The organism is Streptomyces sp. NPDC045846 (assembly GCF_056431605.1).
The window spans coordinates 932,822-958,516 of sequence record NZ_JBWKKJ010000001.1 but is presented as its reverse complement, the minus strand read 5'-3'; the positions used below and the strand labels follow the sequence as shown (position 1 = coordinate 958,516).

Sequence of the window (25,695 nt, the reverse complement as noted above, 5' to 3'; positions counted from 1 at the left end):
GGCGGGTCAGGCCCTGCGGCGCAGAACGGCCGAGAGGTGGTGTTGCAGGGGCTCGCCGACCGCCGCGAGGTCGTGGGCGAAGGCCAGCGTGGAGTCGTCGGTCAGTTCGTAACGGCGGCGGGTGGCGGTGACCTCCTTCGCGGTGGGGGTGAGGGCCACCTGGTCGGTGGCGAGGTCGACCGTCTTCCCGGTGGCGGTGCCGACGGCGAGTTCCGCGATGCCGGTGGGCTGGGTGATCAGGGCCTCCACCCGGCCGTCGGCCTGGAGCCGCCACCAGCCGCTCTCGCGCGCCGAGGGCCGCAGGGGCGCGCCGTCCTCGTCGAGCAGCCAGGCGCGGGCCTCGTACCGCAGGAAGGGGCGGCCGTCGTGGCTGAAGGTGACCTCCTGCGCGTACGCGAAGTCCCCGGCGAGGGTGGGATATCCGCCTTCGCCCCGGCCGTACCAGGTGCCCAGGAAGCCGGTCACGGGCGCGAGCAGCGCGTGCGGCGCGGGCGCCTCGTCGGGCCGGTGGCCGTCGGGGTACGGGTACTCCGGTGCAAGGTCGAACACGGTGCGCGCTCCTGGGATCGGGGGCCGGATGCCAGAGGGAAGCCTAGGGTGTCCATCCTCCTCACGTTCCGTTCCACCACGGATCGCTCCTGCTCAAGGAGGGCGGGGTCGACCCGTGTGGGCGATGTCCACGGCGGGGGCCGCCGCTATCGTCGGTTTGGCACGGGGAGGGGCTCACACATGGTGCGTGTACGGATGTCGTCCCGGGCGGCGGCGCTCTCGCTGGCCCTCGCCCTGGCGGTCACGGCGGCCGGTACGGCGTCCGCGGCCCCGTCCGGGCGCGGGCCGCTGGACGGGGTGTGGCGCATGGACGGTTACGGCACCCTGGTGACGATCGGGAACGGGAAGCTCGCCACGTACGACACGACCCGGGTCAGCTGTCTGCCGGGCGCCGTCACCGCCGACCAGGTCGGCGCCCCGGGACCGGCCGGTGCGACCCGCTACGGCGAGGGCCCGGTCGCGACGATGACGGTCACCCCCGACGGGCACGGGCACGCCGTCCTCGCGCCCGACGACGCGGCGGGCGTACGTCATCTGAAGCGGCTGCCCGCCCTGCCCGAGCGGTGCCGGCGGCCCGCGGAGGAGGGGCCGCTCGCGGTGTTCGACCGCTTCTGGGCCACCTTCGCGGAGAACTACCCCTTCTTCGCCGCCAAGGGCGTCAACTGGCAGGCGGTCCGCGACCGTTACCGCCCCCTCGTCACGCCGGGCACCACCGACGCGGAGCTCCAGCGGATCCTCACCGACATGATCCGCCCGCTGCACGACGCCCACACGGCGCTGATCCACGAGGGCAGGACCGTCTACTTCGGGCTGCGGCCCGGAACCAGGGTGCCGACCCCGGAGCTGCGCGGGCGGGCGGCCGAGGCCGTAGCCCGCCAACTCGTGGCCCCCGTGCGGACGTTCGGCCAGGGCAAGCTCGTCGTCGGCGAACTCCCCGACCGGGTCGGCTACCTGAGGATCGACTCCTTCGAGGGGTACGCCGCCGGGGACAGCTACCAGCAGCAGGCGGCCGAACTCGACCGGGCCCTGGACGCGTTGATCCCGCCCGGCGCCCCCGCGGCCCGACCGCGCGGCCTGGTGATCGACTGCCGTCTCAACGGAGGCGGCTCCGACGCGCTCGGCCTGCGGATCGCCGCGCGCCTCACCGACCGCGCGTACACGGCCTACACGAAGGTCGCCCGCGACGGCCCCGACGATCCGGCCCGCTACACCCGCCCGCAGCCGATCGTCGTGCACCCCGCCCCGGCCCCGCGCTGGACCGGGCCCGTGGCGCTGCTCACGAGCGGGAGTTCCGTCAGCGCCGCGGAGACGTTCACGCAGGCGCTGATGGGCCGCGCACCCCGGGTGACCCGCATCGGCGAGAACACTCAGGGAGTCTTCTCCGACGTCCTGTTCCGCCCCCTGGCCAAGGACTGGGCGGCCGTCCTGCCCAACGAGAAGTACCTCGACCGCGCCGGCCACAGCTTCGACGGCCCGGGCATCCCGCCCCAGTTGCGCACCCCCGTCTTCACCGAGGACGACCTCGCCCACGGCCGCGACCCGGCACTCACCCTGGCCCGCCGGGTCCTCACCGGGAGCCGCTGACCGGCGCCGGACGCGCGGTGTGGCGCCGCCAGGGCCGCCACGTGCCGCAGCTCACCGCGCGGGCCGCCGAAATGCGGTTCCCGGGGCGCCGGTCGAGCATCTAGGCTGCTGGTGCAGCTGGTTCGCCCCGTCCGCCAGGCGGGATGCGTCGCAAGAGGGAACCCGGTGGGAATCCGGGACTGCCCCGCAGCGGTGAGCGGGAACGACCGCCGTCATACGCACTGGGCCCGGCCGGGCCTGGGAAGCGACGGCCAGTAGATGCCTCGTACGTCACGAGGCGTGCCCGCGAGTCCGAAGACCTGCCACTGCCCGTGCGCGACCGATCGCGCGCGGAGATCCCGGTGACCTCGAGGGCGGGTCGGCGTACGCACCGACGGTGACGGCACATGCGCCGCGCCTTTCGGTCCGTCGTCCCTTCGCGCCTTCGCCCGGTCCCGGGTTCGCTCCACCGAAGAGCTCGCGAAGGAGAGACTCGTGGCAACCGAGCCCACAGCCGCCGAGACCCACGCCACCGTGTACGGCTACCCCCGGCAAGGCCCGAACCGGGAACTGAAGAAGGCCGTCGAGGGTTACTGGAAGGGCCGCGTCGGCGCCGACGAACTGCGGCGCACCGCCGCCGAACTGCGCCGCACCAACTGGCGGGAACTGGCCTCCGCCGGGATCACCGAAGTGCCCACCGGCGACTTCTCGTACTACGACCATGTCCTCGACACCACCGTCATGGTGGGCGCGATCCCCGAGCGCCACCGCGCCGCCGCCTCGGCCGACCGCTCCCCGGTCTCCCGGTCCGCCGAGGGCGGCGGATGCGCCCTCGACGGCTACTTCGCCATGGCGCGCGGCACCCAGGACGCGGCGCCGCTGGAGATGACGAAGTGGTTCAACACGAACTACCACTATCTGGTGCCGGAGTTGGGCCCCGACACCGTGTTCACCGCGGACTCCTCCCGGCAGGTCGGGCAACTCGAAGAGGCCCTCGCACTCGGACACGCTCCGCGCCCCGTGCTCGTGGGTCCGGTGACCTACCTCCTGCTGGCCAAGCCCGCCCCCGGGGTGGCCGACGACTTCCAGCCGCTGACCCTCCTGGACCGGCTGCTGCCCGTGTACGCGCGGGTGCTGGCCGATCTGCGGGCGGCGGGTGCCGCCTGGGTGCAGCTGGACGAGCCCGCTCTCGTGCAGGACCGCACCCCCGCCGAGCTGAACGCCGCCGCCCGCGCCTATCGCGAGCTCGGCACCCTCACCGACCGCCCCAAGCTCCTGGTCGCCTCCTACTTCGACCGGCTCGGCGAGGCGCTCGCGGTGCTCGCCAAGTCACCCGTCGAGGGGCTCGCCCTGGACTTCACCGGGCCCGCCGCCGCGAACCTCGCCGACCTCGCCGCGGTCGGCGGGCTCCCCGGCAAGCGGCTCGTGGCGGGGGTGGTCGACGGACGCAACGTATGGATCAACGACCTGGAGAGGTCGCTGTCCACCCTGGCCACGCTGCTCGGCCTCGCCGACCGGGTGGACGTCGCCGCCTCCTGCTCGCTGCTCCACGTCCCGCTCGACGCGGCCGCCGAACGCGGCATCGAGCCGCAGATCGGCCGCTGGCTCGCGTTCGCCCGGCAGAAGACGGCCGAAATCGTCACCCTGGCCCGCGGCCTGACCGGCGGAACGGGCGCGATCACCGCCGAACTCGCCGCCAACCGGGCCGACTTGGCCTCCCGCGCCGCCTCGGCCGTCACCAGGGACCCGGCGGTGCGCGCCCGGGCCGCCGCCGTCACCGACGCCGACACCCACCGCGCCCATCCGTACGCACACCGGGCCGCCGCCCAGCACGCCCAGCTGCGGCTGCCGCCGCTGCCCACGACGACGATCGGCTCGTTCCCGCAGACCGGAGAACTGCGCACCGCCCGCGCCGACCTGCGCGCCGGACGCATCGGGGCCGGCGCGTACGAGGAGCGCATCGAGGCCGAGATCCGCGAGGTGGTCTCCTTCCAGGAGAAGACCGGCATCGACGTCCTGGTGCACGGTGAGCCCGAACGCAACGACATGGTCCAGTACTTCGCCGAACGGCTCACCGGCTGCCTCACCACGCAGCACGGCTGGGTCCAGTCGTACGGCACCCGCTACGTCCGCCCGCCGGTCCTGGCGGGCGACATCTCCCGGCCGGAACCGATGACGGTCCGCTGGACGGCGTACGCCCAGTCCCTCACCGGCCGTCCCGTCAAGGGCATGCTCACGGGACCGGTCACCATGCTCGCGTGGTCCTTCGTCCGCGACGACCAGCCGCTCGCCGACACCGCCCACCAGGTCGCCCTGGCCCTGCGCGACGAGGTCAACGACCTGGAGACCAGCGGCACTTCGGTGATCCAGGTCGACGAACCGGCCCTGCGCGAAACGCTGCCGCTGCGGGCGGCCAACCGCCCCGCCTACCTGGCCTGGGCCACCGAGGCCTTCCGCCTCACCACGAGCGGGGTGCGCCCGGACACCCAGATCCACACCCACATGTGCTACGCCGAGTTCGGGGAGATCCTCTCCGCCATCGACGACCTGGACGCTGACGTCATCAGCCTCGAAGCGGCCCGCTCCCACATGCGCGTGGCGGACGAGCTGGCCGCGGCGGGCTATCCGCGCGAGGTCGGCCCGGGCGTGTACGACATCCACTCGCCCCGCGTCCCGGACGAGGAGGAGACCGCGCGCCTCATCGCCCGGGCCCTGCGCTCCGTACCGGCCGAGCGGCTGTGGATCAATCCCGACTGCGGTCTGAAGACCCGGGACTGGGCCGAGGTCCGCCCGGCCCTGGAACGGATGACGGCGGCGGCCCGCGCGGCCCGGCGCCACCTCCCCGCCCCGCACTGAAAGGCACTGTGACGTGGACACCATCACCGGCCGCCCGGCCCACAAGGCCCCGGCCGACTCGGACGTCACGCTCGCCCACATCATGAGCGAGCACGACACCAACCTGTACGGGACCATCCACGGCGGCGTCATCATGAAACTCATCGACGACGCCGCCGCGGCGGCCGCCGGACGCCACGCGGGCTGCCCCGCGGTGACCGTCTCGGTCGACCGGATGACCTTCCTGCTGCCCGTCCACGCGGGCGATCTGGTGAGCGTGCGCGCCTGCGTGGAGTACGCGGGCCGCACCTCGATGGACGTGGGCGTACGGGTGAGCGCCGAGCGGTGGAACGCCTCGGGGCCCACCGCCGAAGTGGCCACCGCCCGGCTGACGTTCGTGGCCATCGGCGAGGACGGCGCACCCCGCCGGGTGCCCGGACTGCGCGCGGTCACGGCGGATGACCACCAGCGTCAGCTGCACGCCCAGCGGCGGCGGGGTGAGCGGGGCACGACCTCGGGCTGAGCGGGCGGCCGGGGGCGCGGGCCTGCGCCCCCGGCCGCCCGAGCGTGCCAGGTCAGCATCGCCCTGTCCGGCCCCGGCATCAAGGTGAGCTCAAGTCGCCGTCGTCCGACCGGAGGTCGCGTGCGGGTTGGCGGCCGTGCCCTCGGTGCTCAGCAGCACGATCACCGAGGCCGGCCCGATCCCCAGCGCCGCACGGCGGGCGTCGGCGCCGACGCCCGTGAGCATCGCCCGCACCCCGGCGAGCGGCGCCGCACCGCAGGGCCCCGAGGAGACGCCGAGCTCCGCGAGGCTGGCCGCGGCGCGGGCGGCGTCGGCGTCGGTCACGGCGACGGCCGCGTCGAGTCCGTCGCGCAGATGGGGCCAGGCGATGCTGGACGGGGTCCCGCAGTTCAGCCCCGCCATCGTGGTCGCGCCGGTGGTGACGCCGACCGGCGCGCCAAGCCGGAGGCTCCGCAGCACGCAGGCCGCGGCCTCCGGTTCCACCACCACAAGCGCCGGGGCGTGCCCGTGGGGGCGGCTGCGGTAGTGGGTGACCACGGCCTGGGCGAGTGATCCCACGCCGACCGGAACCGCGACGAGGCCGGGCCCCTCGCCGACCCCGGCGGCCGTCAACTGCTCGTCGATCTCGGCGCAGAGGGTGGAGTAGCCCTCGACGATCCAGCCGGGAATCCGCTCGTAGCCGGGCCAGGCCGTGTCCTGGACCAGCACCGCGTCTGCTCCGGAGGCCATCTCGGCCGCACGGCGCACCGCTTCGTCGTACGGCCCCGCGACCTCGGTGACCTCGGCCTGTTCGGCGGCGATGGCGGACACCGCCAGCGGGTGCACGCCGCGCGGGACGAAGACGTGGGCGCGCTGGCCGAGCAGGCGGGCCGTGCGGGCCACCGCGCGGCCGTGGTTGCCGTCGGTGGCGGTCACCAGGGTGACCGGGTCCGGCCCCGCTCCGGCGGCGGCCCGTTCGACGAGGACGCGGTGGACCGCCCAGGACGCGCCCAGGGCCTTGAAGGCGGGCAGCCCCAGCCGCGCCGACTCGTCCTTGACGAACACCCTGTCGACCGCCAACTCCCTTGCGAGAAAAGGGAGTTCGGTCAGCGGAGTGGGTGTGTAGCCGGGCAGCGCGGCGTGGAAGTCCCGCACCTGACCGGGCGCGGGCCCGCACCGCCAGGCACGCGCGTCGGACCGCGCGAACCACGAGCCGGGCAGGTCACGGAGGGAGGAAGCGATCTCGGGCACGGGACCAGGGTGCGGGAGCGCGCACGGCCGGTCCAGCGGTCAGCGGGGTCCCCGCGCCGACAGGCTGTCCAGTTCGGCCGCGAAGAGCTGCGCGGGGTCGAACCCCATGCCGGTGAAGTGACCGGCGGCCTCGAGAGAGAGCACGCCGTGCAGCCTCGTCCAGAAGGCCAGCGCACGCTGGAGCGCCACGGGCGAGGCGGGGTGGCCGTCCGCCCACTGGCGGTGTTCTTCGAGGTGCGCGGCGAACGGCGTCACGGGTCCGTCGGGCAGCGCGGCGAAGGCGTCGAGCAGCATCGCCATGATCTCCGAGGTGATCGCGGTGGTGTCGTCGGGCGCGTGATAGCCCGGAACGGGCGTGCCGTAGATCAGGAAGTACCGGTTGGGATCCGCCAGGGCCCAGCCGCGCATTGCCTGCGCCAGGGTGGTGACGTCGGCACCGGTCTTCGATTCCGCGACGGCCGCGCGGAGGGTGTCGGCGAGGCTGCGGTAGGCGTCCCGGACGAGTTCGGTGATCAGGTCGTCGCGTCCGGCGAAGTACCGGTAGAGCGCCGGACCGCTCAGGCCCATCTGCTTGGCGATGGCGTTGAGCGAGAGCGCGGACGCCCCCGCCGTCGCGATCTGCTCCCACGCGTGCTGCTTGATCTCCGCCCGGACCTGCGCGCGATAGCGCTCACGCGGGGTCCCGGTGCTCTTGTCCGCCACCGGCCTGCCACCTCTCGCTACGGTCGCGGCTCCAGCCGCCGCCATTTCAGTTAGAGGCTATCACGAAGGTTATTGACGACTCCCCCAGCTGAGTGTTAGAACTTCTAACGAACAGCAAGACTTCTAAAGCCCGGGCGTGGCGGGCCTCTCCGGCCGTACGCCCAACCACTCGCACACCTCCTACGCAAGGGGAAACGTCATGTCTGTCTCCGCCACCTCGAACCGCCGCCCGAGCAGCACCGGCTTCCGCGCCGCCCTGGTCGCCGTCCCGCTCGCCGTCGCCGTACTCGCCACCCTGGCGACGCCCGCCGGGGCCGCCCCCCGCCCCGGCAAGGCGCTCACCTGCCGTGGGGAGGGCGTCGACCCTGGCGCCCAGGTCCGCTACCGGACCGAAGCGGTCATCCACGCGCCCCTGCGCACCATCTGGAAGTTGCAGACCGAGGTGGAGCGTTGGCCGTCCTGGCAGCCCGCGGTCAAGACCAGCGAGCGCCTCGACCGCGGCCCGCTCCGGACGGGCTCGGCCTTCCGGTGGACGACGCCGGTGCCGCCCAACCCCTCGACTCCCGCCACCAGCCTGGACATCACCTCGACCGTCCAGCAGATCAAGCACCACTCCTGCATCCGCTGGACCGGCCCCGCGATCGGCGACGGGCTGCACATCGACGGCGTCCACGTGTGGACCTTCACCAAGGTCAAGGACGGCGTTCTGGTGCGGACCGAGGAGACCCACACCGGGCCCCAGGTCGACGCGAACGTCCCCGCCGCGACCCGGATCCTGGCCCAGGGCCTGGAGAAGTGGATGAGCGACCTGAGGACCGCCGCCGAAGCGGGCGGCGCACCCCGCTGAACCACCCGCCCCGACCGCGCGCGCCCTCCTCGACGTCCCTGGACGAGGCGGGCGCCCGCGTACCGTCCGGGATCGGGGCGACCCCCGCCCCACCGCGCCGCCAAGCCCGCGGATTGTTATCCCGGACGCCCCTTGACCACCCCGGATCCCCCTGGTTGTTCCTCCAGGACGCGCCCCACCGGCCGGACGTTTTCCGTGTGCTGAACCAGTCGTTTCAGGCCGCTCCCCCGGCTTCACTGGCCTGGATGCAGTGGTCGAAGGGCGTGGGGAGACATGGATCTGAACACGGTGACGGACGTGCGGGACGCACGGCTTCGTGAGCCCTGGCAGCCGGGGGACGCATGGCTGGGCGGCGGCACGTACCTGTTCTCGGAGCCGCAGCCGCATCTGCGGCGGCTGGTGGATCTGAGCCGCATGGGGTGGGAGCCCCTGAGCCTCGGGGCGGACGGATCCCTGGAGATCGCGGCCACGTGCACCATCGCCCAGCTGTACCGGTTCGGGCGCAGGCTCCCGGCGCGGGCGGCGCCGCTGTTCGAGCAGTGCTGCCGGGCGTTCCTGGCCTCGTTCAAGATCTGGAACATGGCGACGCTGGGCGGGAACCTGTGCAACGGGCTGCCCGCGGGGCCCATGATCTCGCTGACCGCCGCGCTCGACGGCACGTGCCTGCTCCAGTCGCAGACGGGCGCGACGCGCAGCCTGAAGGTCGTCGACTTCATCACCGGCGCGGGCCGCAAGGACCTCAACGAGGGCGAGTTGCTGCGCTCGGTCACCCTGCCCGCGCGCGCCCTCGCCTGCCGCACCGCGTTCCGGCAGGCGTCGCTGTACGGGCTCGGCCGCTCGGGCGCCCTGGTCATCGGGACGCTCGACCCCGTGGACGGGTCGCTGGCGGTGACGATCAGCGCGGCCACCGTACGGCCCTTCCGGCTCTGGTTCCCGCTCCCTCCGGACAGGGGCGAACTGCGGCGGGCCGTCGAGGCGGCGGTCGGCGAGGCCGACTGGTTCGACGACATCCACGGGCTGCCCGAATGGCGCCACCACATGGGGCTGCGCCTCGCCGAGGAAGTGCGCCAGGAACTGACTCGGCCCTCCAGGGACGGTGAGCGATGAGCTTCGGCATCGAGGTCAACGACCAGCACTTCGACGCGGAGCCGCGCGCCGGCCAGTGTCTGCGCACCTATCTGCGCGAGCGCGGCTGGTTCGGCGTGAAGAAGGGGTGCGACCAGGGAGACTGCGGTGCCTGCACCGTGCACGTCGACGGCGAGCCGGTCCACAGCTGTCTGTACCCGGCGGTCCGGGCAAAGGGGCGCCGCGTGACGACCGTCGAAGGCCTCGCCTCCCCGGAGGGTGAACTGCATCCTGTGCAGAGGAGGTTCCTCGACGCGCAGGGCTTCCAGTGCGGCTTCTGCACCGCGGGGTTCCTGATGACGACGGCCGCTCTCGAGGCCGAGCGGGGCACCGAGCACGACGACGGCAAACTGGCGGACCTGCCCCGCGCGTTCAAGGGCAACATCTGCCGCTGCACCGGCTATCGCGCCATCGAGGACGCCGTACGCGGCGTACGGCACACCGAACGCCCCTGCGCGGGCAAGGCGGTCGGCAGGAGTCTCGGCGCGCCGGCGGGCCCCCAGGTGGTGACCGGCACCGCGCGCTACACCTTCGACGTCGAGGTGCCGGGGCTCCTCCACATGAAGCTGCTGCGCTCCCCGCACCCGCACGCCCGGATCGTCTCCATCGACACGGCGGCCGCCCTGCGCGTGCCCGGCGTGCACGCGGTCCTCACCCACGAGGACGCGCCGAAGACGCTGTACTCCTCCGCCCGCCACGAGCATCCCACCGAGGACCCCGACGACACCCGCGTCCTCGACGACACCGTCCGCCACGTCGGCCAGCGCGTCGCCGCCGTCGTCGCCGACAGCGAACAGGCCGCCGAGGAGGGCTGCCGCCGGGTGGAGGTGGTCTACGAGCAACTCCCGTACGTCATCGACCCGGAGGAGGCGATGGCGCCCGGCGCTCCGGTCATCCACGCGGGCAAGGGGTCCGGGGAGCGGATCGCCCGGGTGGAGAACAACGTGGCGGGCGAGGTGCACGGCGAGATCGGCTCGGTCGCGGACGGCTTCGCGGACGCCGACGTCGTCCACGAGGAGACCTTCCGCACCCAGCGCGTCCAGCACGCCAGCCTGGAGACGCACGGCTGTGTGGCCTACTTCGAGCCCAAGGAGGACGGCACCGGCGAGCGGCTGACCGTGCGCTCCTCCACCCAGACCCCGTTCCTGACGCGCCGTGCGCTGTGCGCCCTGTACGGCCTGACCGAGGACGAGGTCCGGGTCGTGGCCGGGCGGGTGGGCGGTGGATTCGGCGGCAAGCAGGAGATGCTCACCGAGGACATCGTCACGCTGGCGGCACTGAAACTGCGGCGCCCGGTGAAGCTGGAGTACACCCGGGCCGAGCAGTTCTACGGAGCGACCACCCGCCACCCCTTCACCATCGGGATCAAGGTGGGCGCCCGTGCCGACGGCACCCTGACCGCGATCCGCATGCGCGTGGTCTCCAACACCGGCGCCTACGGCAACCACGGCCCCGCCGTGATGTTCCACAGCGTGGGCGAGTCGTTCGCCGTGTACCGCGCGCCGCACAAGAAGGTGGACGCGTACTCGGTCTACACCAACGTCGTCCCCGCGGGCGCCTTCCGGGGCTACGGACTCGGGCAGGTCACGTTCGCCGTCGAGTCGGTGATGGACGAGCTGGCCCGCCGGCTCGGCATGGACCCGCTGGTCTTCCGGGAGAAGAACATCATCGGCCCGGGCGAGCACATGGCGAGCCCCATCGGCGAGGAGGAGGACCTCCACATCGCCTCGTACGGACTCGACCAGTGCCTCGCGGTGGTCCGCGGGGCCATCGCCGAGGACGACAGTTCCGGGGAGGCGCCCGAGGGGTGGCTGGTCGGGCAGGGGACGGCGATGGCGATGATCGCGACCGGTCCGCCCGGCGGCCACTACGCGGACGCCCGCGTGACCCTGCTCTCGGACGGGACGTACGACATCGCGGTCGGCACGGCGGAGTTCGGCAACGGCACCACCACCGTCCACCAGCAGATCACCGCGGGAGCCCTCAACACCACCGAGCACCGTCTCACGGTCCGGCAGTCCGACACCGACGTCGTCCGCCACGACACCGGCGCCTTCGGCTCCGCGGGCACGGTCGTAGCCGGAAAGGCCGTGCTGCTCGCGGCGACCTCGCTGGCCGAACGGCTGCGCACCTTCGCCGCCCGGCACACGGGCGTGGCCCGGCATCTGTGCGTGCTGGGGCCCGAGGCCGTCGACTGCGCGGGCCGGGTGCTGACGCTCAAGGAGCTGCACGAGGCGGCCCGGGCCGCGGGCGCGCAGGAGGAGCTGGCCGCCGACGGACACTGGGGCGGCTCGCCGCGTTCGGTCGCCTTCAACGCCCAGTGGTTCCGCCTCGCCGTGGACCCCGCAACCGGCGAGATCCGCATCCTGCGCAGCGTCCACGCCGCCGACGCCGGAAAGGTCATGAACCCGATGCAGTGCCGGGGCCAGGTGGAGGGCGGCGTGGCCCAGGCACTCGGCGCGACGCTCTTCGAGACGGTACGCGTCGACGACCGCGGCGAGGTCACCACGGCCGCGTTCCGCCGCTACCGCCTTCCGCAGTACGCCGACGTGCCGCGCACCGAGGTCCACTTCATGGAGACCACCGACGCCATCGGGCCGCTCGGAGCCAAGTCGATGAGCGAGAGCCCCTTCAACCCGGTGGCCCCCGCCTTCACCAACGCACTGCGCGACGCCACCGGCATCCGGTTCACCGAGCTGCCGGTCACCCGGGACCGCGTATGGCTCGCCCTCGCCAACTCCCGTTCTGCCGAGGCACGTTGATGGCCGTGCCGCCGAGCAGACCGGCGCCCGTACGTCCCTCGTTTCCCCGGCCCGGGCCGCCCTCGGCGGCTGCCCCAGGGCGACGGCCGCGGGCGGCCTGTCAGATCGCCATCGCCTCCTGGATCCAGCGGTTCACCCGGTACGGCATCCACCACGCGAGCGCGCCGACCCGCATGACGAGGCGCTCCTCCAGGAAGTCGGCGAGCACGGCTTGGGGGACCGAGGCGGCCGGGGCGCCGTAGGCGAGCGTCTCGATGACCTGCTGGTACTCGGGCTCCTCGGCGGTGAAGCGGCGCAGGTCGCCCCAGCGGCGGTCGCGGATCTGGACGAAGCCGGGGCCCTGCCGCCACAGGCACTTGCAGAGGTAGTGCCCCTCGCGCCAGCGGCGCAGGTCACCGGCTCCGTCGGCCGGGCCCTCCAGGCGCCGCGGCGGCTGAAGGTGGCTGAGGCTGCGCCAGGTGTCGTCGGGTGCGTCGGGGGCGAGCCGCAGCTTCCACTCGACCAGGATGGCCCGGGCGGTCAGGTCCCGTACGAGACCGAGGCCGCGGACGGCGCGCTCGGCGGCGCCGGGGGCGTCGAGCCCGGCGAGGTCGACGGTCTCCGGCAGCCGGACGCGGCGCGCGCCCCGCTCCCACAGCCGGTCGCTCTCCTGGTCCAGGGGGCCGGTCAGTTCGATGTCGCCGAGGTGCATCCCGGGCAGGGCGCAGGCCTCGGGGTCGTAGTCGCGCCAGGCGCCGACCGTGAGGGTTCCGGTGGCGGGGGTGAGGGCGGTGCTCATGGGGCTTGTCCTCCTGATGCTCGGTCAGACGCGCACGGGCTCGGGCCGCGGCGCGGCGTCGATCGCGGCCTGTGCGTGCCGCATGAAGTCCAGCCGCAGCAGGTCCTCGTTGACGGCCGAGGGCGCGATGTGGACGTACTGGCCGCCGTCGGTGAAGACCAGACCGAGCGCCAGCCAGGAGTCGAGCAGTCGCTGGACGTCGCTCTCCTCGCGGGCGGCGCCCTTGGCGCGGGCCGCGGCCTTGCGGGTGAGGGCGGCGGCGGTGTGCGGCTGGTCGAGGAGGCGGAAGACGGCCAGCTCGAACGGGTCGGTCAGTTCTTTGGCCCGCCAGTCGAAGGCCCGCCGCCGGCTGACCAGGACGATGCGGTCGCCCAGGTCGGCGTGGGTGAGGCGGGCGCCCGCGTGGTGCTTCTTCCACGCGGCGAGCGCGTCGTTGAGCGCGGTGACGGTGGGCTCGGTGATCCCGCGCTGCGGGGCCTCGAAGACGTAGGCGAGGTCGTAGAGCTCCGACTCGGGCAGGTCGTAGGTGAAACGGTAGTGCTCCTCGGGGCGCAGCCCGTCGAAGCCCAGCTCGGGCCGGTTGAAGTACGGGCTGAACCGCTCGATCGCGATGCGCGCGGAGAGGTCGACCGGCGGATCGAGATGTTCCAGGGCGGGTATCTGCGCGATGACGGGGTCGTAGTCCTCGGCGGTCTCGCCGGGGAAGCCGTGCAGGTAGTTCCAGGCGACGGAGAGGCCGGTCTCGGCGCCGTCCCGGAGCATGCGCACGTTCTGGCAGCCGCTGACGCCCTTGTCCATCAGGTCGAGCACCCGGTTGTTGAGGCTCTCGATGCCGGGCTGCACGTAGATGAGTCCGGCCTCGGCGAGCGTACGGAGCTGGCCGCGGCGCATGTTGGCCTTGATCTCGATGTGCAGCCGCAGGTCGTAGCCGCTCTCGATGATGCGGGGCAGCACGGTGGTGAGGTAGCCCATGTCGAGGATGTTGTCGACGACGTACATGTCCAGGACCCGGTGGCGCCGGGCCAGTTCCATGATCTCCTCGTAGAAGGCCTCCGGGCTCTTGGAACGGAACTGCATGAACGAGCCGTTGAGGCCGCAGAACGTGCAGTGGTGCTTCTCGCCCCACCAGCAGCCCCGGGCGCCCTCGACGACCAGCTTGGGTTCGGCCCAGTTGCGGGCCACGGACGCGGCGAGGCTTTCGAAGTAGCCGCTGTAGTCGGGGGCCAGGATGGTGGCCGGCGGCAGCGGGCTGGTGGCCATGGGGTTGACGATGCTCCTGCCCTCGGCATCGCGGTGGCACAGGCCCGGCACACCCGACAGGGCGTCGCCCCGCGCGCCTTCGGCGAGGGCGGTGAGCAGCTGCGGGAAGGCGGACTCGCCCTCGCCCCGGATCACATGGTCCACGAACGGGAAGTTGCGGTGGACGGCCTCGCCCTGCTCGCCGTCGCAGTTGGCGCCGCCCATGACGGTCACGATGTGCGGGGCGAGCCGCTTGACGTGCTTGGCCGCGGCGAGGGCCGCGGTGTTCTGCTGGAAGGTGGAGGTGAAGCCGACGACGTCGGGAGCGTGCTCGACGATCCGCCGGGCGATCATCTCCACGAACTCCGGTACCTGGCGGTGCAGTTCCTGTGACATGCGCAGCCGCGACCGCCGGAGTTTGCCCTTCATCGCGTCCGCGAACTCCTGGTCGCGCCAGGTGGGGTCGTCGTACAGCGCGGAGGAGAACACCCAGTCGCCGCAGCCCATGAAATAGGAGGAGAGCGAGTAGTACTCGTAGTCCTCGGCGGTGAATTCGGTGCGCGCGGTGATCCAGTCGGTGAATTCGAGATTGGCGTGCAGGACTTCGGCGCGGGCGCCCGGCACGCGTTCGTCCACGCTGCGTTTGAGGATTCCGAGGGCGAGCGAGGGAAGGTCGATCGGGGACCAGGGCATATTGACCAGCAGGACACGCATGTCGGCTCCTCGGTGGGTGCGGAGACGTGACGGGACGGGGGCCAAGGGGCCGGGGGTGAAGGGCCGGGGCTGTGCCGGCCCGGCGGCGAACCGCCGGGCCGGCCGAGGATCAGTCCTCGTCGCCGTCCTCGGCGTTGCGGAACGGAACCGTGACCGTGATACCGATGCCCGGCTTGCGGTTCTCCTCGTCACCCGCGAGCGGGTCGTTCTGGATGATGTCCTTCTGCATGACAGAAACTCCTCTCTGTGTGGCTGGTGCCTGTACCGGCGGGTGCTGAAGAGCACACCCGTCCGTTGTCCCCGCTCCGGTCGGAGCGGGGCGACTTGGGGGTGGTGCGGGATGTGCGCAGGGCGCGGTCGAGGAAGACCACCGCGCGGCGCAGGACGGCGACGTGGTCGTCGGCCTCGTAGCCGTCATGGCCGGTGTCCAGCCACATCGCCTCGTGGCGTACGCCCGCGTGCCGCAGCGCGGCGAGGTAGTCGCGCACCTGGCCGGGCGGGCACTTGACGTCCCGGGTGGCGGCGACGACCAGGAGCGGCGCCCGGACGGCGGCGGCGTAGTGGAGCGGTGAGCTGCGCTCGTACCGTTCGGGCACCTCGTCGGGCGTGCCGCCGAACAGCCGCTCGTCCAGGGCGCGCAGGGCCGGGGTGGCGGTGCGGTGGGCGGCCGCGCAGTCGGCGACGGGTTTGACCGCGACGCCCGCCTGCCACAACCCCGGCTGCGCGCCAAGGGCGAGCAGCACCAGATAGCCGCCCCACGACGTGCCCCACAGCCCGGTCGCGTCGGCGCGGACGATCCCGCGCGCGGCGAGGTCGGCACGGACCGAGGCGAGGTCCGCGATCTGGGTGAGCCCCACGCCCTGCCCGTACGCGGCGCGCCAGCGCGGCCCGTACCCGGTGGAGCCCCGGTAGTTGACGCGGACGACGGCGAAGCCGGAGGCGACCAGGGAGTGCACCACCCCGTCGTAGGCGTCCCGGTCGTGGTCGGCGGGCCCGCCGTGCACCAGGAACACCGCGGGCACCGCTCCCTTGCGCTCTTCGGGCAGGCTGAGCAGCGAGTGCACCGGACCGTCCGGACCAGGTGTCCACACCTCCGTGTGCTCGCCGGGTACTCGCTCGGGGAGGCCCTGCGTGGGAGGCAGCGGGGTGCCCGCCGTGGAGATCATGCGCGGCGGTGTCGCGGTGTCCGTCCAGAGGACGTGGACGTCGGACCCGGTGCGCGGCGCCGCGTCCAGCAAGGTCCCTCGCGGGGTCGGTACGGGTTCGACGGTGCGCCGCTCCAGATGGACGCGGTGCAGGGTGCTGCGGCCGTGCCGGTCCTGGCGGACCAGGATCGAGCGGCCGTCGGGGTGCCAGCGGGCGGTCAGCTCGGTGTCGAAGGCACACCACGCATGACGGACCAGCCCCGCACCGGGCGTCCAACTCCCCAGCACATAGCGGTCGTCGGCCTCGCGCACGAGCAACAGTTCGGCGCGGTCGGCGACGGGAGCGAAGCCCAGCGCCCAGAGCCGTCCGCCCGCTCCGTCCCCGCCGAGGACCGCCCGAGTGGCGCCGTCGGCGCCGAGCAGGGTCACGGCCCGCGGGGAGCCCGCCGCGCCGCTCAGCGCGAGGAGGCCGCCGTCCGGGGTGATCCCGCTGAGCGTCGCGTGTCCGTCGACGCGCGTCACTTCGCGGGCCGCGCCTGCGCGCGGGCCCAGGTGCACGGCGGTCGACCGGGCGTCGCCCAGCCCCATGGCCACGCACGCGCCGTCGCCGACCGCGAGTCCGCGCGGCTCGCCCTCGGGCACACCCGTGAGCCCCGGCAGGTCCGGGCCGCCCTCGAACCGCTGGAACCGCCAGCGTCCGGCGCCGTCGCCGTTCTCGTCGAACCACCAGACGTGGGCGTCGTGGTCGATCGCGCAGTGCAGCGTGCCGTGCGGGCGATCGGTGACCTGGCGGGCCCGTCGGGTGGTGGCGTCCCAGGTGAACACCTCGCAGCGGCCGTCGGCGTCGGCGGTGAACACCATCCGGTTCGGATCGGCGGCACACACCTCGGGCAGCGCGGCCCGGTAGACCTGGTAGCGGCCGGTCATGAGGCGACCCCCGTCAGCCTCGACCGCACGACGGTCGTCCGCCACGCCAGCGCCGCCAGCAACCCCGCGCAGGCCATGGCGGGCGCGGCCGTCCCGGCCCGGGTCACGAACACCCCGGCCAGGACCGGCGCGAGCGCGGCCGAACCGCCCACCGCGCCGGCCAGGACGGCCCCGGTGCGGGCCTGGAGCCCGGGCGGCGTCTCCTGGAGGGCGCGGGCCTGGAGCACGACGCCGACGAGTGGCATCAGCAGACAGACCGCGCCGAACAGCGCGCCGTACGCCCAGGGTCCGTCGGCGGCGGCGAGTCCGGCCGCGAGCGGCACGAGCAGCCAGGACACCGCGACGAGCAGCCGGGCGGGCGCGATCCGCCCCGCGATCCGCGGCGCCGCGAGCGATCCGGCGAGCCCCGCCGCCCCGGACACCGCGAGGACCAGACCCATCGGCCCGCCTCCGTGGCCCCCCTCCTGGAGGGCGAAGACGGCGCCGTAGTAGAGGGCGACGATCACGCCGTTGACCGTGGCGGTCCAGGTCAGGATGAGCCGGAGGACGGGCGAGGTACGCACCAGAGCGAGCCCTGCACCGAGCTCGTCCAGGACGCGCCGGACAGGACGCGGGTGAGGAGCGGGGTCGGCCGCCGGGCCAGGCTCGCTGCGGACCGAGCCCGCCGGGGCATCCTGCACCGGTACGGGGTCCGAGACGGCGGCGGTGCCGGTCGTCGTGTCCGGTGAACCACCTTCCACAACAAGGGAATTGGACCGCACGCTCGACGAACCATTCGAACCCCCGCCCACGAACGGAGAGTTGGGCGCGCTGACGGCGATGCCCTCAGCTCCTTCCCTCGTACCGCCCGCCGACAGGGCGTCTGGTGAGACGCTCCCGGATGCTGCCGACACACCTTCTGCGGAACGGGAGTTGGGCGGGACGCTCCCCGCTCCAACCGCCGCATCAGCCTCCCGCGCGGGCCGCAGGTCCGAGCGCAAGGCGCGTACGCATCCGGCGGCCACGGCGTAGGACACGGCGTCCGCGAGGAAGGGCAGGGCGCGGGAGGCCTGGAAGAGGGCGCCGCCCAACGCCGGGCCCAGGATCAGCGCGCCCTGGTCGCCCGCCGAGAGCCCGGCCACCACACGGGGGCGGTCGGCGGGTGGGGCGATCATGCTCACGGTTCCGGCGGCCGCCGCTTCGTACACCGCGGTGGAGAACCGCTCCAGCAGGACCGCGCCGAGCAGCAGCGCGAGCGGCGGGCTGCCCAGGGTCACGGCCACCGTCACGCCTCCCATGGCCAGCGCCGAGACCGTGGCGGACCAGAACATCACCGGCTTGCGCGCGCCGCGATCGGCCGGGACGGCCGCCAGCGGTGCCAGCAGCAGTCCGGCCGCCGTGGACACCCCCGCGACCAGACCGACCACGGTGGCCGAGTGGCCGAGCCCGAGGAGCAGCAGCGGAAGGACGACTCCGGATGCCTGGGTGCCGAGCGCGTCCGACGCGCTGGCGCACCAGAACAGCCGGACGTCTCGGGACAACGGGCGGCGGGCCGCCCGTCTCTCGGCGGCAGTGGTGCCGGGGCTCATCGGCGCCCTGCCGACGGAGAAGGCGCCTCGGGAGCGTTCGGGAACGCCGGTTCGTGCACAGCCACCCCACAGTGGGTCAAGTTGCGAAGAATATGTGCAGGAATCGAAACGAGCGGGAGCCTAACCAGGCGTTCGGCGGAGCCACAAGAGGTCCGCCACGGAGGCCGAAATCAAACTCCGTAAGGGCCGGGCAAAGAAACCGATTTCTTGATCCGGACCGCACCCTCGGCGGCCGGTTCGTGCGAGGTCGGGCAAAAGGGAAGGCGGCCGGAGCCGCCTTCCCGCCGCGGGATGCCATGCCGCTCCCCCGCCACGGCTTCGCTGGGGCGAACATCCAGGACCGGCCGACCAGTTCACGCAGCACGCCCGGCCTATGCACCTTCCCGCGGGCGAACCGAGCGTGGAGCCGCGGCCCGAACGAGCCGCACCCGGAAGGCCGTTGGGGTGACCGTCACCGCGACTGCGCGGCACGGCCTTCCGCGCCCGAACGACGACCACCCGGAACGGTTCCATCCGGCTAACTCATTGGCCGGAAACATGCGCGCCCCCGTCGGCGCTCACCGGGTCCGGACGACAGCAGCAGGGCCGGTACGCGGTCGGCGGCGAAGGTGCTCAGCGGGCTGAAGGGGTGTCGCTGGTGGAAGGGGCGCTGCCGCGCCGCCAAGTCGGTTGTTGCTTACGCGAGTTGACGGCGAGGCAACGGGTCGGCGTCGTTCTACTTGTTCGGTCCTCGCAGGCGGCCCAGTGCCTTGGTGAGGGCGCCGAGCGGGGACGCCTCACCCTTGAGGGGCTTCGGGCCGCCCAGCAGCGGCATCCCCTCCCCGCCGCTCGCCTCGGCGAGCGCGGCATGCGCGGCCTCGGCCGCCTCGCGATAACGGTCCCGCGAGTCCGTCATCGCCTCCAACGCCTGCGCATACCGCTCCACCATCGCCCGCGCATGCACCAGCTCCTCCTGCTCCGTCAGAAGATGCCAGCCCCGCCGCAACCGCCCCAGCGCCCCCTGCGCCTCCTCATCCAGCGCCCGCGGCAACACCGCGAACTCCCGGATCCGCCCCACCAACTCCACCGGCTCCGAACCATCCAGGAACACATTGCGCACCGAAAAACGCCCCGGATCATAATCCGCACCCAGCCCCGCCGACGGCAGCACCACCGCCCCACCCCGCGGCAGCCGCACCCCCAGCTCCCGCTTCAACGCGAAGTCCGCGATCTGCGCCAGCTCCGGCGACGCCCGGTGCTCCACCACCCGATGCCGCAACCCCGGCGGCAAGAACACCGACACCGGCCGCTGCCCCACCACATCCGGCGTCATCGCCTCATGCACCACCACATGCACAAACCAGCTGTCCCGCACACACTCCCGCACCCGGCGCCGCAACGCGTCATCATCCCGGGGCAGCGCATTGGCCGACCGCAGCCGCACCCCCGCCACCACGTCATGATCCCAGGCGACCTGATCACTGTCCGGCCAGAACACCGTCGCAGGCGAAACCCAGCCCTCCTGCCACGCACCCTCCGCCTCCGCGGCCAGCACCCAGCCCACACCCTCGTCCTCACGACGCCGTCCCTCCGCCCCGAACAGCGTCAGCTGCGCCCGCACCACCACCTCACCGGCCCGCCACCGCGCCTCGAACACCCGCCGCGCCAACGGACCCGCATCCGCCTCCTCCCCCCGCGGATACAACACCGACGAAGCCGCCGCCTCCACCGGATCCAGCTCCACGAAATCATCAATCACCCCCGCCGCCCTCAAAGCGATCAGGTTGCGCCGCACATCACGCTCGGGCTCAGGCCCCACATGACGCCCGCGCCCCAGCCACACGGAATCAGGGACAGTGGTCGCAAAAGAACTGTTCTTGGCCATGGAATCGTTCTGTCGGAGATCAGGGCCCGACCAGTATGGTCCGTCACCCTCCCGCGGTGTAAGCAGGGCCACGTCCACGGCTTCGGAACCCCGGAGTCCGATGCGTGGAGGTCAGTCGCTCGCGCGGGCCGCGCAGGCGCGGACATGGCTGTTCCAGAAGGTGTCGACGGCCTCAAGGGTGACGTCGGCGTGTCCGAGCGGGCCGCCGGTCAGCGCTTCCAGGAGACGTAAGACGTCCAGCGTGGACACGCGCCCGCGGGCGGGTGTCCGATGCGTGGTCACGGCGGCGCGAAAACCGTCCTTGGACGATCAGCCGCGCGTGCTGCGATCACTCGGCTCCGGCGGGGTGAGGACGGCGGCCAGGTGGTCACGGAACCAGCGGTGGCCGGGGTCGGCCGAGTTGCGGGGGTGCCAGGCCATCCCGATGTCGACGGGGTCCACCTCGACGGGGATCGGGAAGGTGCGCAGCCCCAGCGCCGCGGTGGTGCCGGGCAGCCAGTCGGCGAGGGTGAGGGCGACGAGGTCGGTGTCCCGGGCGAGGATCATCGCGCTCGTGTGGCTGGGGACGACGACCGCGATACGACGCCGCAGCCCGCGCTCCGCGAGGGCGTGGTCGATGGGGCCGAGGCGCTTGCCGTGCCGGGAGATGCCGATATGGTCGGCGGCGGCGAACCGGCGGGCGTCGATCCGCCCGTCGAAGAGGGGGTGTCCGTCGCGCGCTACCCCGACCAGCGTCTTCCGTGCCAGGGGCCGGGTACGGATCTCCGGGTCCAGCTGGCCGAGGACGCCGAGCTCCACGTCCACCGTGCCCTGCCGCAGCGCGGGCCCGCCCTCCAGCGACTCGGGCAGGAACACCACGTCCACCTGCGGCGCCTGCGCCCGGACCCGGTCGGTCAGGGGACCCGCGAGCCCGGCCAGCAGGAGGTCGGTGGCCTGCACGGTGAACGTGCGCTGGAGATGCACGGCCTCGAAACCGGCGCCCGGCCGCAGGACGTTGTCGCAGCCGCGCAGCAACGCGCCCACATCCTGGCGCAGTTCGAGCGCCCGGGGCGTGGGGACCATGCCCTGCCCCGCCCGTACGAGGAGCGGATCGCCCACCGCCCGGCGCAGTCGGGCGAGGCTGCGACTGACCGCCGCGGGCGATGTGCCGAGACACTCGGCGGCGCGGCTCACGCTGTTCTCCTGAAGCAGGGCGTCCAGGACGCGTAGCAGATTGAGATCCATGAGCCGCCCCTGAGCTGGACTTTTGCGGTGAAGCCAATGCCGGTGCGTTCATCCTCGCATTGCCACGGGGGTGGACGGCGCGCGGCAGGAGCCGGGACGGCTGATCCCGGCCGCGCCCGCCGGAGGCGCGATCACGCCCGCCCGGATCTCCCCCCACCCCGGCACCGCACGAACGATCCCGCCAGAGCTCCCGCATCGGGCCGGTGGCATGATCGACCCCACGACAAGCGCCCGCATCACCCCTTCCTCACCGGAAACGACGTCATGTCGGTCAAGGGGTGATCCACGCATCACAGCCTCTACCAAATCGGCCAGACAATTGATACCTACAGACTCGCGGTCGCATCCGCGAATACCGCGCGTACGCCGCAGCATCGACTCCGCCGCGTGGCGCCGGCCACGCGTGGTGTGGTGGACCACGGCGGGCGTGGTGGCCGTCGGACTCCTCGTCGCCCTGGAGATCGCCGCGCGTCGCTACGGCGGCGTGCCCGGGCCGATCACCACCCAGGCGCGCGAGGTGATCTTCCCGCCCAAGCCGGGGCCGCTGTACGGCGGACTCGCGCTGATGATGGTGGTGCTCACCTGGCGGCAGCGGTTCATCGCGGCCGGCGTGGCGGTCGGTGTCGACGCCGTGTTCGTGCTGGCCCGGTGGGCGCTCGGCGCGGACGTGCCCGCCGACCACTCCTTCGGCAACGGCGCGCTGTGGGCGATGCTGGGCTGCGCCGTCTTCGCGCTCACCCGCCGTACCGGCGAGGAACGCGCCCTGCTCCTGAAGGGCGTCGGTCTGGGCCTGCTGCTCGTGGCCGGCCGCAAGACCGGTGACACCTGGCTGCTGATCACGTCGAAGACCCGCCCGACCGTGCTCGACCCGTACGTGGCGACCGCCGACCACGCGCTGGGCAACCCGTCGTGGCTGGCGGGCCGGCTCCTGCACGCCGCGGGCCCGATCGCGAGCAACGCCCTCGGCCTGGTCTACGCCCAGCTCGCGGTGGCCGCGGTCGTCGTCGCCCTGTACCAGCTGCGCAACGTGGCGAGCGAGCGCCGCTTCCCCCGCCACCACCTGGTGCGCACCTTCCTGCTGATCGGGCTCCTCGGGCCGGTCGTCTACATGGTCTTCCCGGTGGTCGGACCGGTCTTCGCCTACGGCCCGGGCGCCTCCGGCACCGGCGGCGTGCAGTGGGCGGTGGCCAACCTGTGGCCCCACACACCGCCCCCGTTCCACGTCCCGCACCCGGTGCCGTACGACGGGATCACCCCGCGCAACTGCATGCCCAGCCTGCACACGGCGTGGGCCACCTCGATCTTCATCCACTCCCGCAAGGGCCCCCGCATCCTGCGGTACGCGGGGACGTTCTGGCTGGTCGCCACCCTCAGCGCCACGCTGGGCTTCGGCTACCACTACGGCGTGGACCTCGTCGCCGGTGTGGTGTTCGCGCTCACCGTCGAGGCGGCGCTGCGCACCTTCGACCGCGGCTGGGACCGGTCGGGCCTGCGATTCGTCGCGTACGGCACGGTCGTCTTCACCGCGCTCCTGGTGTCGTACGGCTGCTTGCCGGTGCGGATGGCCACCCACCCCTGGGTGTTCGGTCCGCTCGTCCTGCTGGCGATGGCTTCCGTGATCTACGGCTTCATCCGGACCACCGGGGCCTGGGAAGCGAAGAGCGCGCCGGTGCTCATCCCGGAACCACGGCCCGAACCGGCCTGAGGGCGCGGATCAGCTCCGCCCGGCCCGTGGCGGGCGTGCCTCCCGGGGTCGGCGCGGGGTGACCTCTCCTTGCTCCCGGGGCAGAGGGGCACCGCCGCCCGTCAATGGCCTTACGGCCCAAGTCGGCCCGCCCGCACGGTTGTTGACCGGATTCGCCGAGGATCCATGCCGCGAACCGGTGGCCCGTCCGGAGGAATCTGGCCATCACCGGGACGTTCATCACCGCCCCGGCCGTCCGGGGCCCGACCGTCGTCCTCCCCCAGCCCCGGGGGTGGCCGGACACGAGAGGTCCACCCCCGTCGTCGGCCCGGACGGGCCGTGCCCCTTGCGCCGGGCGGCCTGGCGCCGACACGCCCGCGACACCGTCCGGGGCCGCGGACCGGCCACCCGGCCCCGGGCGGGCAGGGCCACGGCTCCGATCTGGAGGCGGTCACCGATTAACGGATTCCGTCTCAAAGCTGACCACGAATTACACACATCCCCTCTACATCCTGGCTTCGATGGTCTAAGTTGTCCGTGCTTCAGCTGCTCTGGCACGAGGCGACCGTTAATGATCATTAGGTCCGGCGCTACGGACAGCCAGCCGTCGCGCCCTCGGTGCCAGACGTGGGGGTGATCAGCCATGGAGCCCGGGAGGGGGCCTTGGGTGCGGGGAGCACCCGAGGCGTCGACGGGTTCCCGCGTGCTCCGAAGGTCCGGCAGGACGTAACTCCTGTGCGGCCGGGGTGAGTTGTCCACGCTGCACCAAGACGGCCGGTATGTCCTGCGCGGGGGCGCAGGCCTTCCGGGAGGGGGAGAGAGAGCGGGTGTTGGGCGAGCACGTCGAACCACTGGCGACCTGGGGGGTCCTGTGCGGCAGACACGTCGAACCACTGGCGACCTGGAAGTTGCTTTACAGCCGGACGGAAGAGTCAGCCCGTTTCCGCCGACGCGCGGGCGTCTGGGGAACGGGGCGATCGACCGGCCCGCGATCGACTGGGAGCAGCGGTACCGACGTACCGTGATCACCGGCGACACCCTGGCCACCGCCTTCGTGGTGGCGGCGATCGGCGGATTCTTCGGGGTGCGGGACGCGGCCAACTGGCACGAGAAGTGGAGAATCCTCGCCTTCGGCACCGAGCTTCTGGTGCTGGGCGCGCTCGCGGTGAGCCGGGCCTGGGCTCCGGCCGTACTCGGCCAGGGAGCGGAGGAGTTCCGCCGACTCGGACGCTCGCTGTTCATGGCCGCCGTCGTGCTGGCGCTGGGCGGCATCGCCCTCACCTCGCGCAACATCAAGCTCTGGATCTTCGTCGCGATCCCGGCCATCGCGCTCGTCACCATGACGGAGCGGTATGTGCTCCGGCTCTGGCTGCACAAGCAGCGCAAGGAAGGCCGGTGCCTGCGTCCGGTGCTCGCCGCGGGCAGCCCGGAGACCGTGCGGGACCTGATCACCCGGACCCGCAAGTTCCCGCACCTGGGCTGGCAGGTGGAGGCGGTGTGCACGCCGGACGGTCTCGGGTGCGACGGGGACCAGGTGGACGGAGTGCCGGTCGTCGGCCCGCTCGCGGACGTCGCCAACCACGTCCGCCGCGACGGCTACCGGGTCGTCGCGGTCACGCCGGACCCGCACTGGTCGCCGGACCGGTTGCAGCGCCTGGCGTGGAACCTCGAGGGCAGCGACGCCGACATGGTCGTCGCCCCCGTCCTCATGGAGGTGGCCGGACCTCGGCTGCACGTGGACGCGGTGCTCGGGATCCCGCTGCTGCGGGTCAGCATGCCGACCTTCACCGGGGGCCGCCGGGTGGTCAAGGAGGTCGTCGACCGGATGGGCGCGGCGGTCCTGCTGATGCTCTTCGCGCCGCTGATGGCACTCGTCGCGCTGCTCGTGCTCGTGGACAGCCGGGGCGGGGCGTTCTACCGCCAGCGCCGGGTCGGCAAGGACGGCCGCGAGTTCACCATCCTCAAGTTCCGCACCATGGTCGCCGGGGCCCACCGGGCCCGCGCCGAACTGGCCGACCTCGACGAGGGCGCCGGCCTGCTGTTCAAGGTCCGCCGCGATCCACGGGTGACGCGGGTGGGAGCGGTGCTGCGCCGGTACTCGGTCGACGAACTGCCGCAGCTCTTCAACGTCCTCACCGGCTCGATGTCGCTCGTCGGCCCCCGGCCGCCGCTGCCGGAGGAGTCCGCCGCCTACGGCCCCGACATCCGGCGGCGCCTGCTGGTCAAGCCCGGGCTCACCGGCCTGTGGCAGATCAGCGGACGCAGCGACCTGCCCTGGGAGGAGGCGGTCCGCCTCGACCTGCGGTACGTCGAGGACTGGTCGCTCGCCCTGGACTCGGTGATCTTGTGGAAGACGCTGCGTGCGGTGCTCCAAGGGCAGGGGGCCTACTGATGCGCGAGGGGCCCTTGCCCCCCG

General features: G+C 72.9%; 18 protein-coding genes and 1 riboswitch. Of the genes, 8 read left to right on the top strand and 10 right to left on the bottom strand.

Annotated features, from left to right (window positions below; translation table 11 throughout):
* Positions 1-6 precede the first annotated feature (6 nt).
* Positions 7-549: a heme-binding beta-barrel domain-containing protein gene (locus AC07F3_RS04240; protein ID WP_479110272.1), complete on the bottom strand. Its 543-nt coding sequence runs from the start codon at positions 547-549 to the stop codon at positions 7-9.
* 180 nt (positions 550-729) lie between these two features.
* Between AC07F3_RS04240 and AC07F3_RS04235 the strand changes: the two genes are divergently transcribed.
* The 3 genes from AC07F3_RS04235 to AC07F3_RS04225 all read left to right on the top strand — a co-directional run bounded on the left by AC07F3_RS04235 (position 730) and on the right by AC07F3_RS04225 (position 5,470).
* Positions 730-2,133, top strand: coding sequence for a S41 family peptidase (locus tag AC07F3_RS04235; protein ID WP_479110270.1), 1,404 nt, complete (start codon positions 730-732; stop codon positions 2,131-2,133).
* A 100-nt stretch (positions 2,134-2,233) separates the two neighbouring features.
* Positions 2,234-2,454, top strand: a riboswitch (cobalamin riboswitch).
* Positions 2,455-2,607: 153 nt separating this feature from the next.
* The gene (gene metE / locus AC07F3_RS04230) at positions 2,608-4,968 is read left to right on the top strand and encodes a 5-methyltetrahydropteroyltriglutamate--homocysteine S-methyltransferase (RefSeq protein ID WP_479110268.1); all 2,361 of its coding nucleotides are present in this window, start codon (positions 2,608-2,610) and stop codon (positions 4,966-4,968) included.
* A 13-nt stretch (positions 4,969-4,981) separates the two neighbouring features.
* On the top strand, positions 4,982-5,470 hold the full coding sequence (locus AC07F3_RS04225) for an acyl-CoA thioesterase (protein ID WP_479110266.1): 489 nt from the start codon (positions 4,982-4,984) through the stop codon (positions 5,468-5,470).
* Between the two features lie 90 nt (positions 5,471-5,560).
* On the opposite strand, the gene AC07F3_RS04220 is transcribed toward AC07F3_RS04225, so the two are convergent.
* Positions 5,561-6,700: a diaminopropionate ammonia-lyase gene (locus AC07F3_RS04220; RefSeq protein ID WP_479110264.1), complete on the bottom strand. Its 1,140-nt coding sequence runs from the start codon at positions 6,698-6,700 to the stop codon at positions 5,561-5,563.
* Between the two features lie 39 nt (positions 6,701-6,739).
* Complete coding sequence (locus AC07F3_RS04215) at positions 6,740-7,447, bottom strand: TetR/AcrR family transcriptional regulator (protein WP_479110263.1); 708 nt, start codon at positions 7,445-7,447, stop codon at positions 6,740-6,742.
* A gap of 154 nt (positions 7,448-7,601) precedes the next feature.
* Here AC07F3_RS04215 and AC07F3_RS04210 point away from each other — a divergent pair, with 154 nt between their 5' ends.
* From AC07F3_RS04210 to AC07F3_RS04200, 3 genes are all read left to right on the top strand, one after another.
* On the top strand, positions 7,602-8,249 hold the full coding sequence (locus AC07F3_RS04210; protein ID WP_479110261.1) for an SRPBCC family protein: 648 nt from the start codon (positions 7,602-7,604) through the stop codon (positions 8,247-8,249).
* A 273-nt stretch (positions 8,250-8,522) separates the two neighbouring features.
* Positions 8,523-9,356, top strand: a complete 834-nt coding sequence (locus AC07F3_RS04205) for an FAD binding domain-containing protein (RefSeq protein ID WP_479110259.1) — start codon at positions 8,523-8,525, stop codon at positions 9,354-9,356.
* Positions 9,353-12,136 (top strand): molybdopterin-dependent oxidoreductase, encoded by a 2,784-nt coding sequence (locus AC07F3_RS04200; RefSeq protein ID WP_479110257.1) that lies wholly within the window; start codon positions 9,353-9,355, stop codon positions 12,134-12,136. Before AC07F3_RS04205 ends, AC07F3_RS04200 begins: the two co-directional genes overlap by 4 nt.
* Before the next feature lie 100 nt (positions 12,137-12,236).
* On the opposite strand, the gene AC07F3_RS04195 is transcribed toward AC07F3_RS04200, so the two are convergent.
* The 7 genes from AC07F3_RS04195 to AC07F3_RS04165 all read right to left on the bottom strand — a co-directional run bounded on the left by AC07F3_RS04195 (position 12,237) and on the right by AC07F3_RS04165 (position 21,595).
* Positions 12,237-12,914 (bottom strand): DUF5825 family protein, encoded by a 678-nt coding sequence (locus AC07F3_RS04195; RefSeq protein WP_479110255.1) that lies wholly within the window; start codon positions 12,912-12,914, stop codon positions 12,237-12,239.
* Positions 12,915-12,938: 24 nt separating this feature from the next.
* Complete coding sequence (locus tag AC07F3_RS04190) at positions 12,939-14,867, bottom strand: RiPP maturation radical SAM C-methyltransferase (protein WP_479110253.1); 1,929 nt, start codon at positions 14,865-14,867, stop codon at positions 12,939-12,941.
* A gap of 188 nt (positions 14,868-15,055) precedes the next feature.
* Entirely contained in the window at positions 15,056-16,939 is a 1,884-nt protein-coding gene (locus AC07F3_RS04185; protein WP_479110251.1) for an alpha/beta hydrolase family protein, read from the bottom strand.
* Positions 16,936-18,507: an MFS transporter gene (locus AC07F3_RS04180; RefSeq protein WP_479110250.1), complete on the bottom strand. Its 1,572-nt coding sequence runs from the start codon at positions 18,505-18,507 to the stop codon at positions 16,936-16,938. Before AC07F3_RS04180 ends, AC07F3_RS04185 begins: the two co-directional genes overlap by 4 nt.
* A 715-nt stretch (positions 18,508-19,222) precedes the next feature.
* Entirely contained in the window at positions 19,223-20,371 is a 1,149-nt protein-coding gene (locus AC07F3_RS04175; protein ID WP_479110248.1) for a hypothetical protein, read from the bottom strand.
* 111 nt (positions 20,372-20,482) lie between these two features.
* A complete protein-coding gene (locus tag AC07F3_RS04170; RefSeq protein ID WP_479110246.1) occupies positions 20,483-20,653 on the bottom strand; it encodes a hypothetical protein in 171 nt (56 codons plus the stop codon).
* 27 nt (positions 20,654-20,680) lie between these two features.
* Positions 20,681-21,595: a LysR family transcriptional regulator gene (locus AC07F3_RS04165; protein WP_479110244.1), complete on the bottom strand. Its 915-nt coding sequence runs from the start codon at positions 21,593-21,595 to the stop codon at positions 20,681-20,683.
* 406 nt (positions 21,596-22,001) lie between these two features.
* Between AC07F3_RS04165 and AC07F3_RS04160 the strand changes: the two genes are divergently transcribed.
* Positions 22,002-23,300, top strand: a complete 1,299-nt coding sequence (locus AC07F3_RS04160) for a phosphatase PAP2 family protein (RefSeq protein WP_479110616.1) — start codon at positions 22,002-22,004, stop codon at positions 23,298-23,300.
* A gap of 940 nt (positions 23,301-24,240) precedes the next feature.
* A complete protein-coding gene (locus tag AC07F3_RS04155) occupies positions 24,241-25,671 on the top strand; it encodes a sugar transferase (RefSeq protein ID WP_479110614.1) in 1,431 nt (476 codons plus the stop codon).
* Positions 25,672-25,695 lie beyond the last annotated feature (24 nt).

Excerpts from the sequence above, each read along its gene's own strand:
- AC07F3_RS04205 (WP_479110259.1), top strand. The coding sequence starts at position 8,523 with ATGGATCTGAACACGGTGACGGACGTGCGGGACGCACGGCTTCGTGAG.
- AC07F3_RS04210 (WP_479110261.1), top strand. The coding sequence starts at position 7,602 with ATGTCTGTCTCCGCCACCTCGAACCGCCGCCCGAGCAGCACCGGCTTC.
- AC07F3_RS04180 (WP_479110250.1), bottom strand. The coding sequence starts at position 18,507 with ATGAGCCCCGGCACCACTGCCGCCGAGAGACGGGCGGCCCGCCGCCCG.
- AC07F3_RS04235 (WP_479110270.1), top strand. The coding sequence starts at position 730 with ATGGTGCGTGTACGGATGTCGTCCCGGGCGGCGGCGCTCTCGCTGGCC.
- AC07F3_RS04185 (WP_479110251.1), bottom strand. The coding sequence starts at position 16,939 with ATGACCGGCCGCTACCAGGTCTACCGGGCCGCGCTGCCCGAGGTGTGT.
- AC07F3_RS04215 (WP_479110263.1), bottom strand. The coding sequence starts at position 7,447 with ATGGCGGCGGCTGGAGCCGCGACCGTAGCGAGAGGTGGCAGGCCGGTG.
- AC07F3_RS04190 (WP_479110253.1), bottom strand. The coding sequence starts at position 14,867 with ATGCGTGTCCTGCTGGTCAATATGCCCTGGTCCCCGATCGACCTTCCC.
- AC07F3_RS04195 (WP_479110255.1), bottom strand. The coding sequence starts at position 12,914 with ATGAGCACCGCCCTCACCCCCGCCACCGGAACCCTCACGGTCGGCGCC.
- AC07F3_RS04175 (WP_479110248.1), bottom strand. The coding sequence starts at position 20,371 with ATGGCCAAGAACAGTTCTTTTGCGACCACTGTCCCTGATTCCGTGTGG.
- AC07F3_RS04165 (WP_479110244.1), bottom strand. The coding sequence starts at position 21,595 with ATGGATCTCAATCTGCTACGCGTCCTGGACGCCCTGCTTCAGGAGAAC.
- AC07F3_RS04200 (WP_479110257.1), top strand. The coding sequence starts at position 9,353 with ATGAGCTTCGGCATCGAGGTCAACGACCAGCACTTCGACGCGGAGCCG.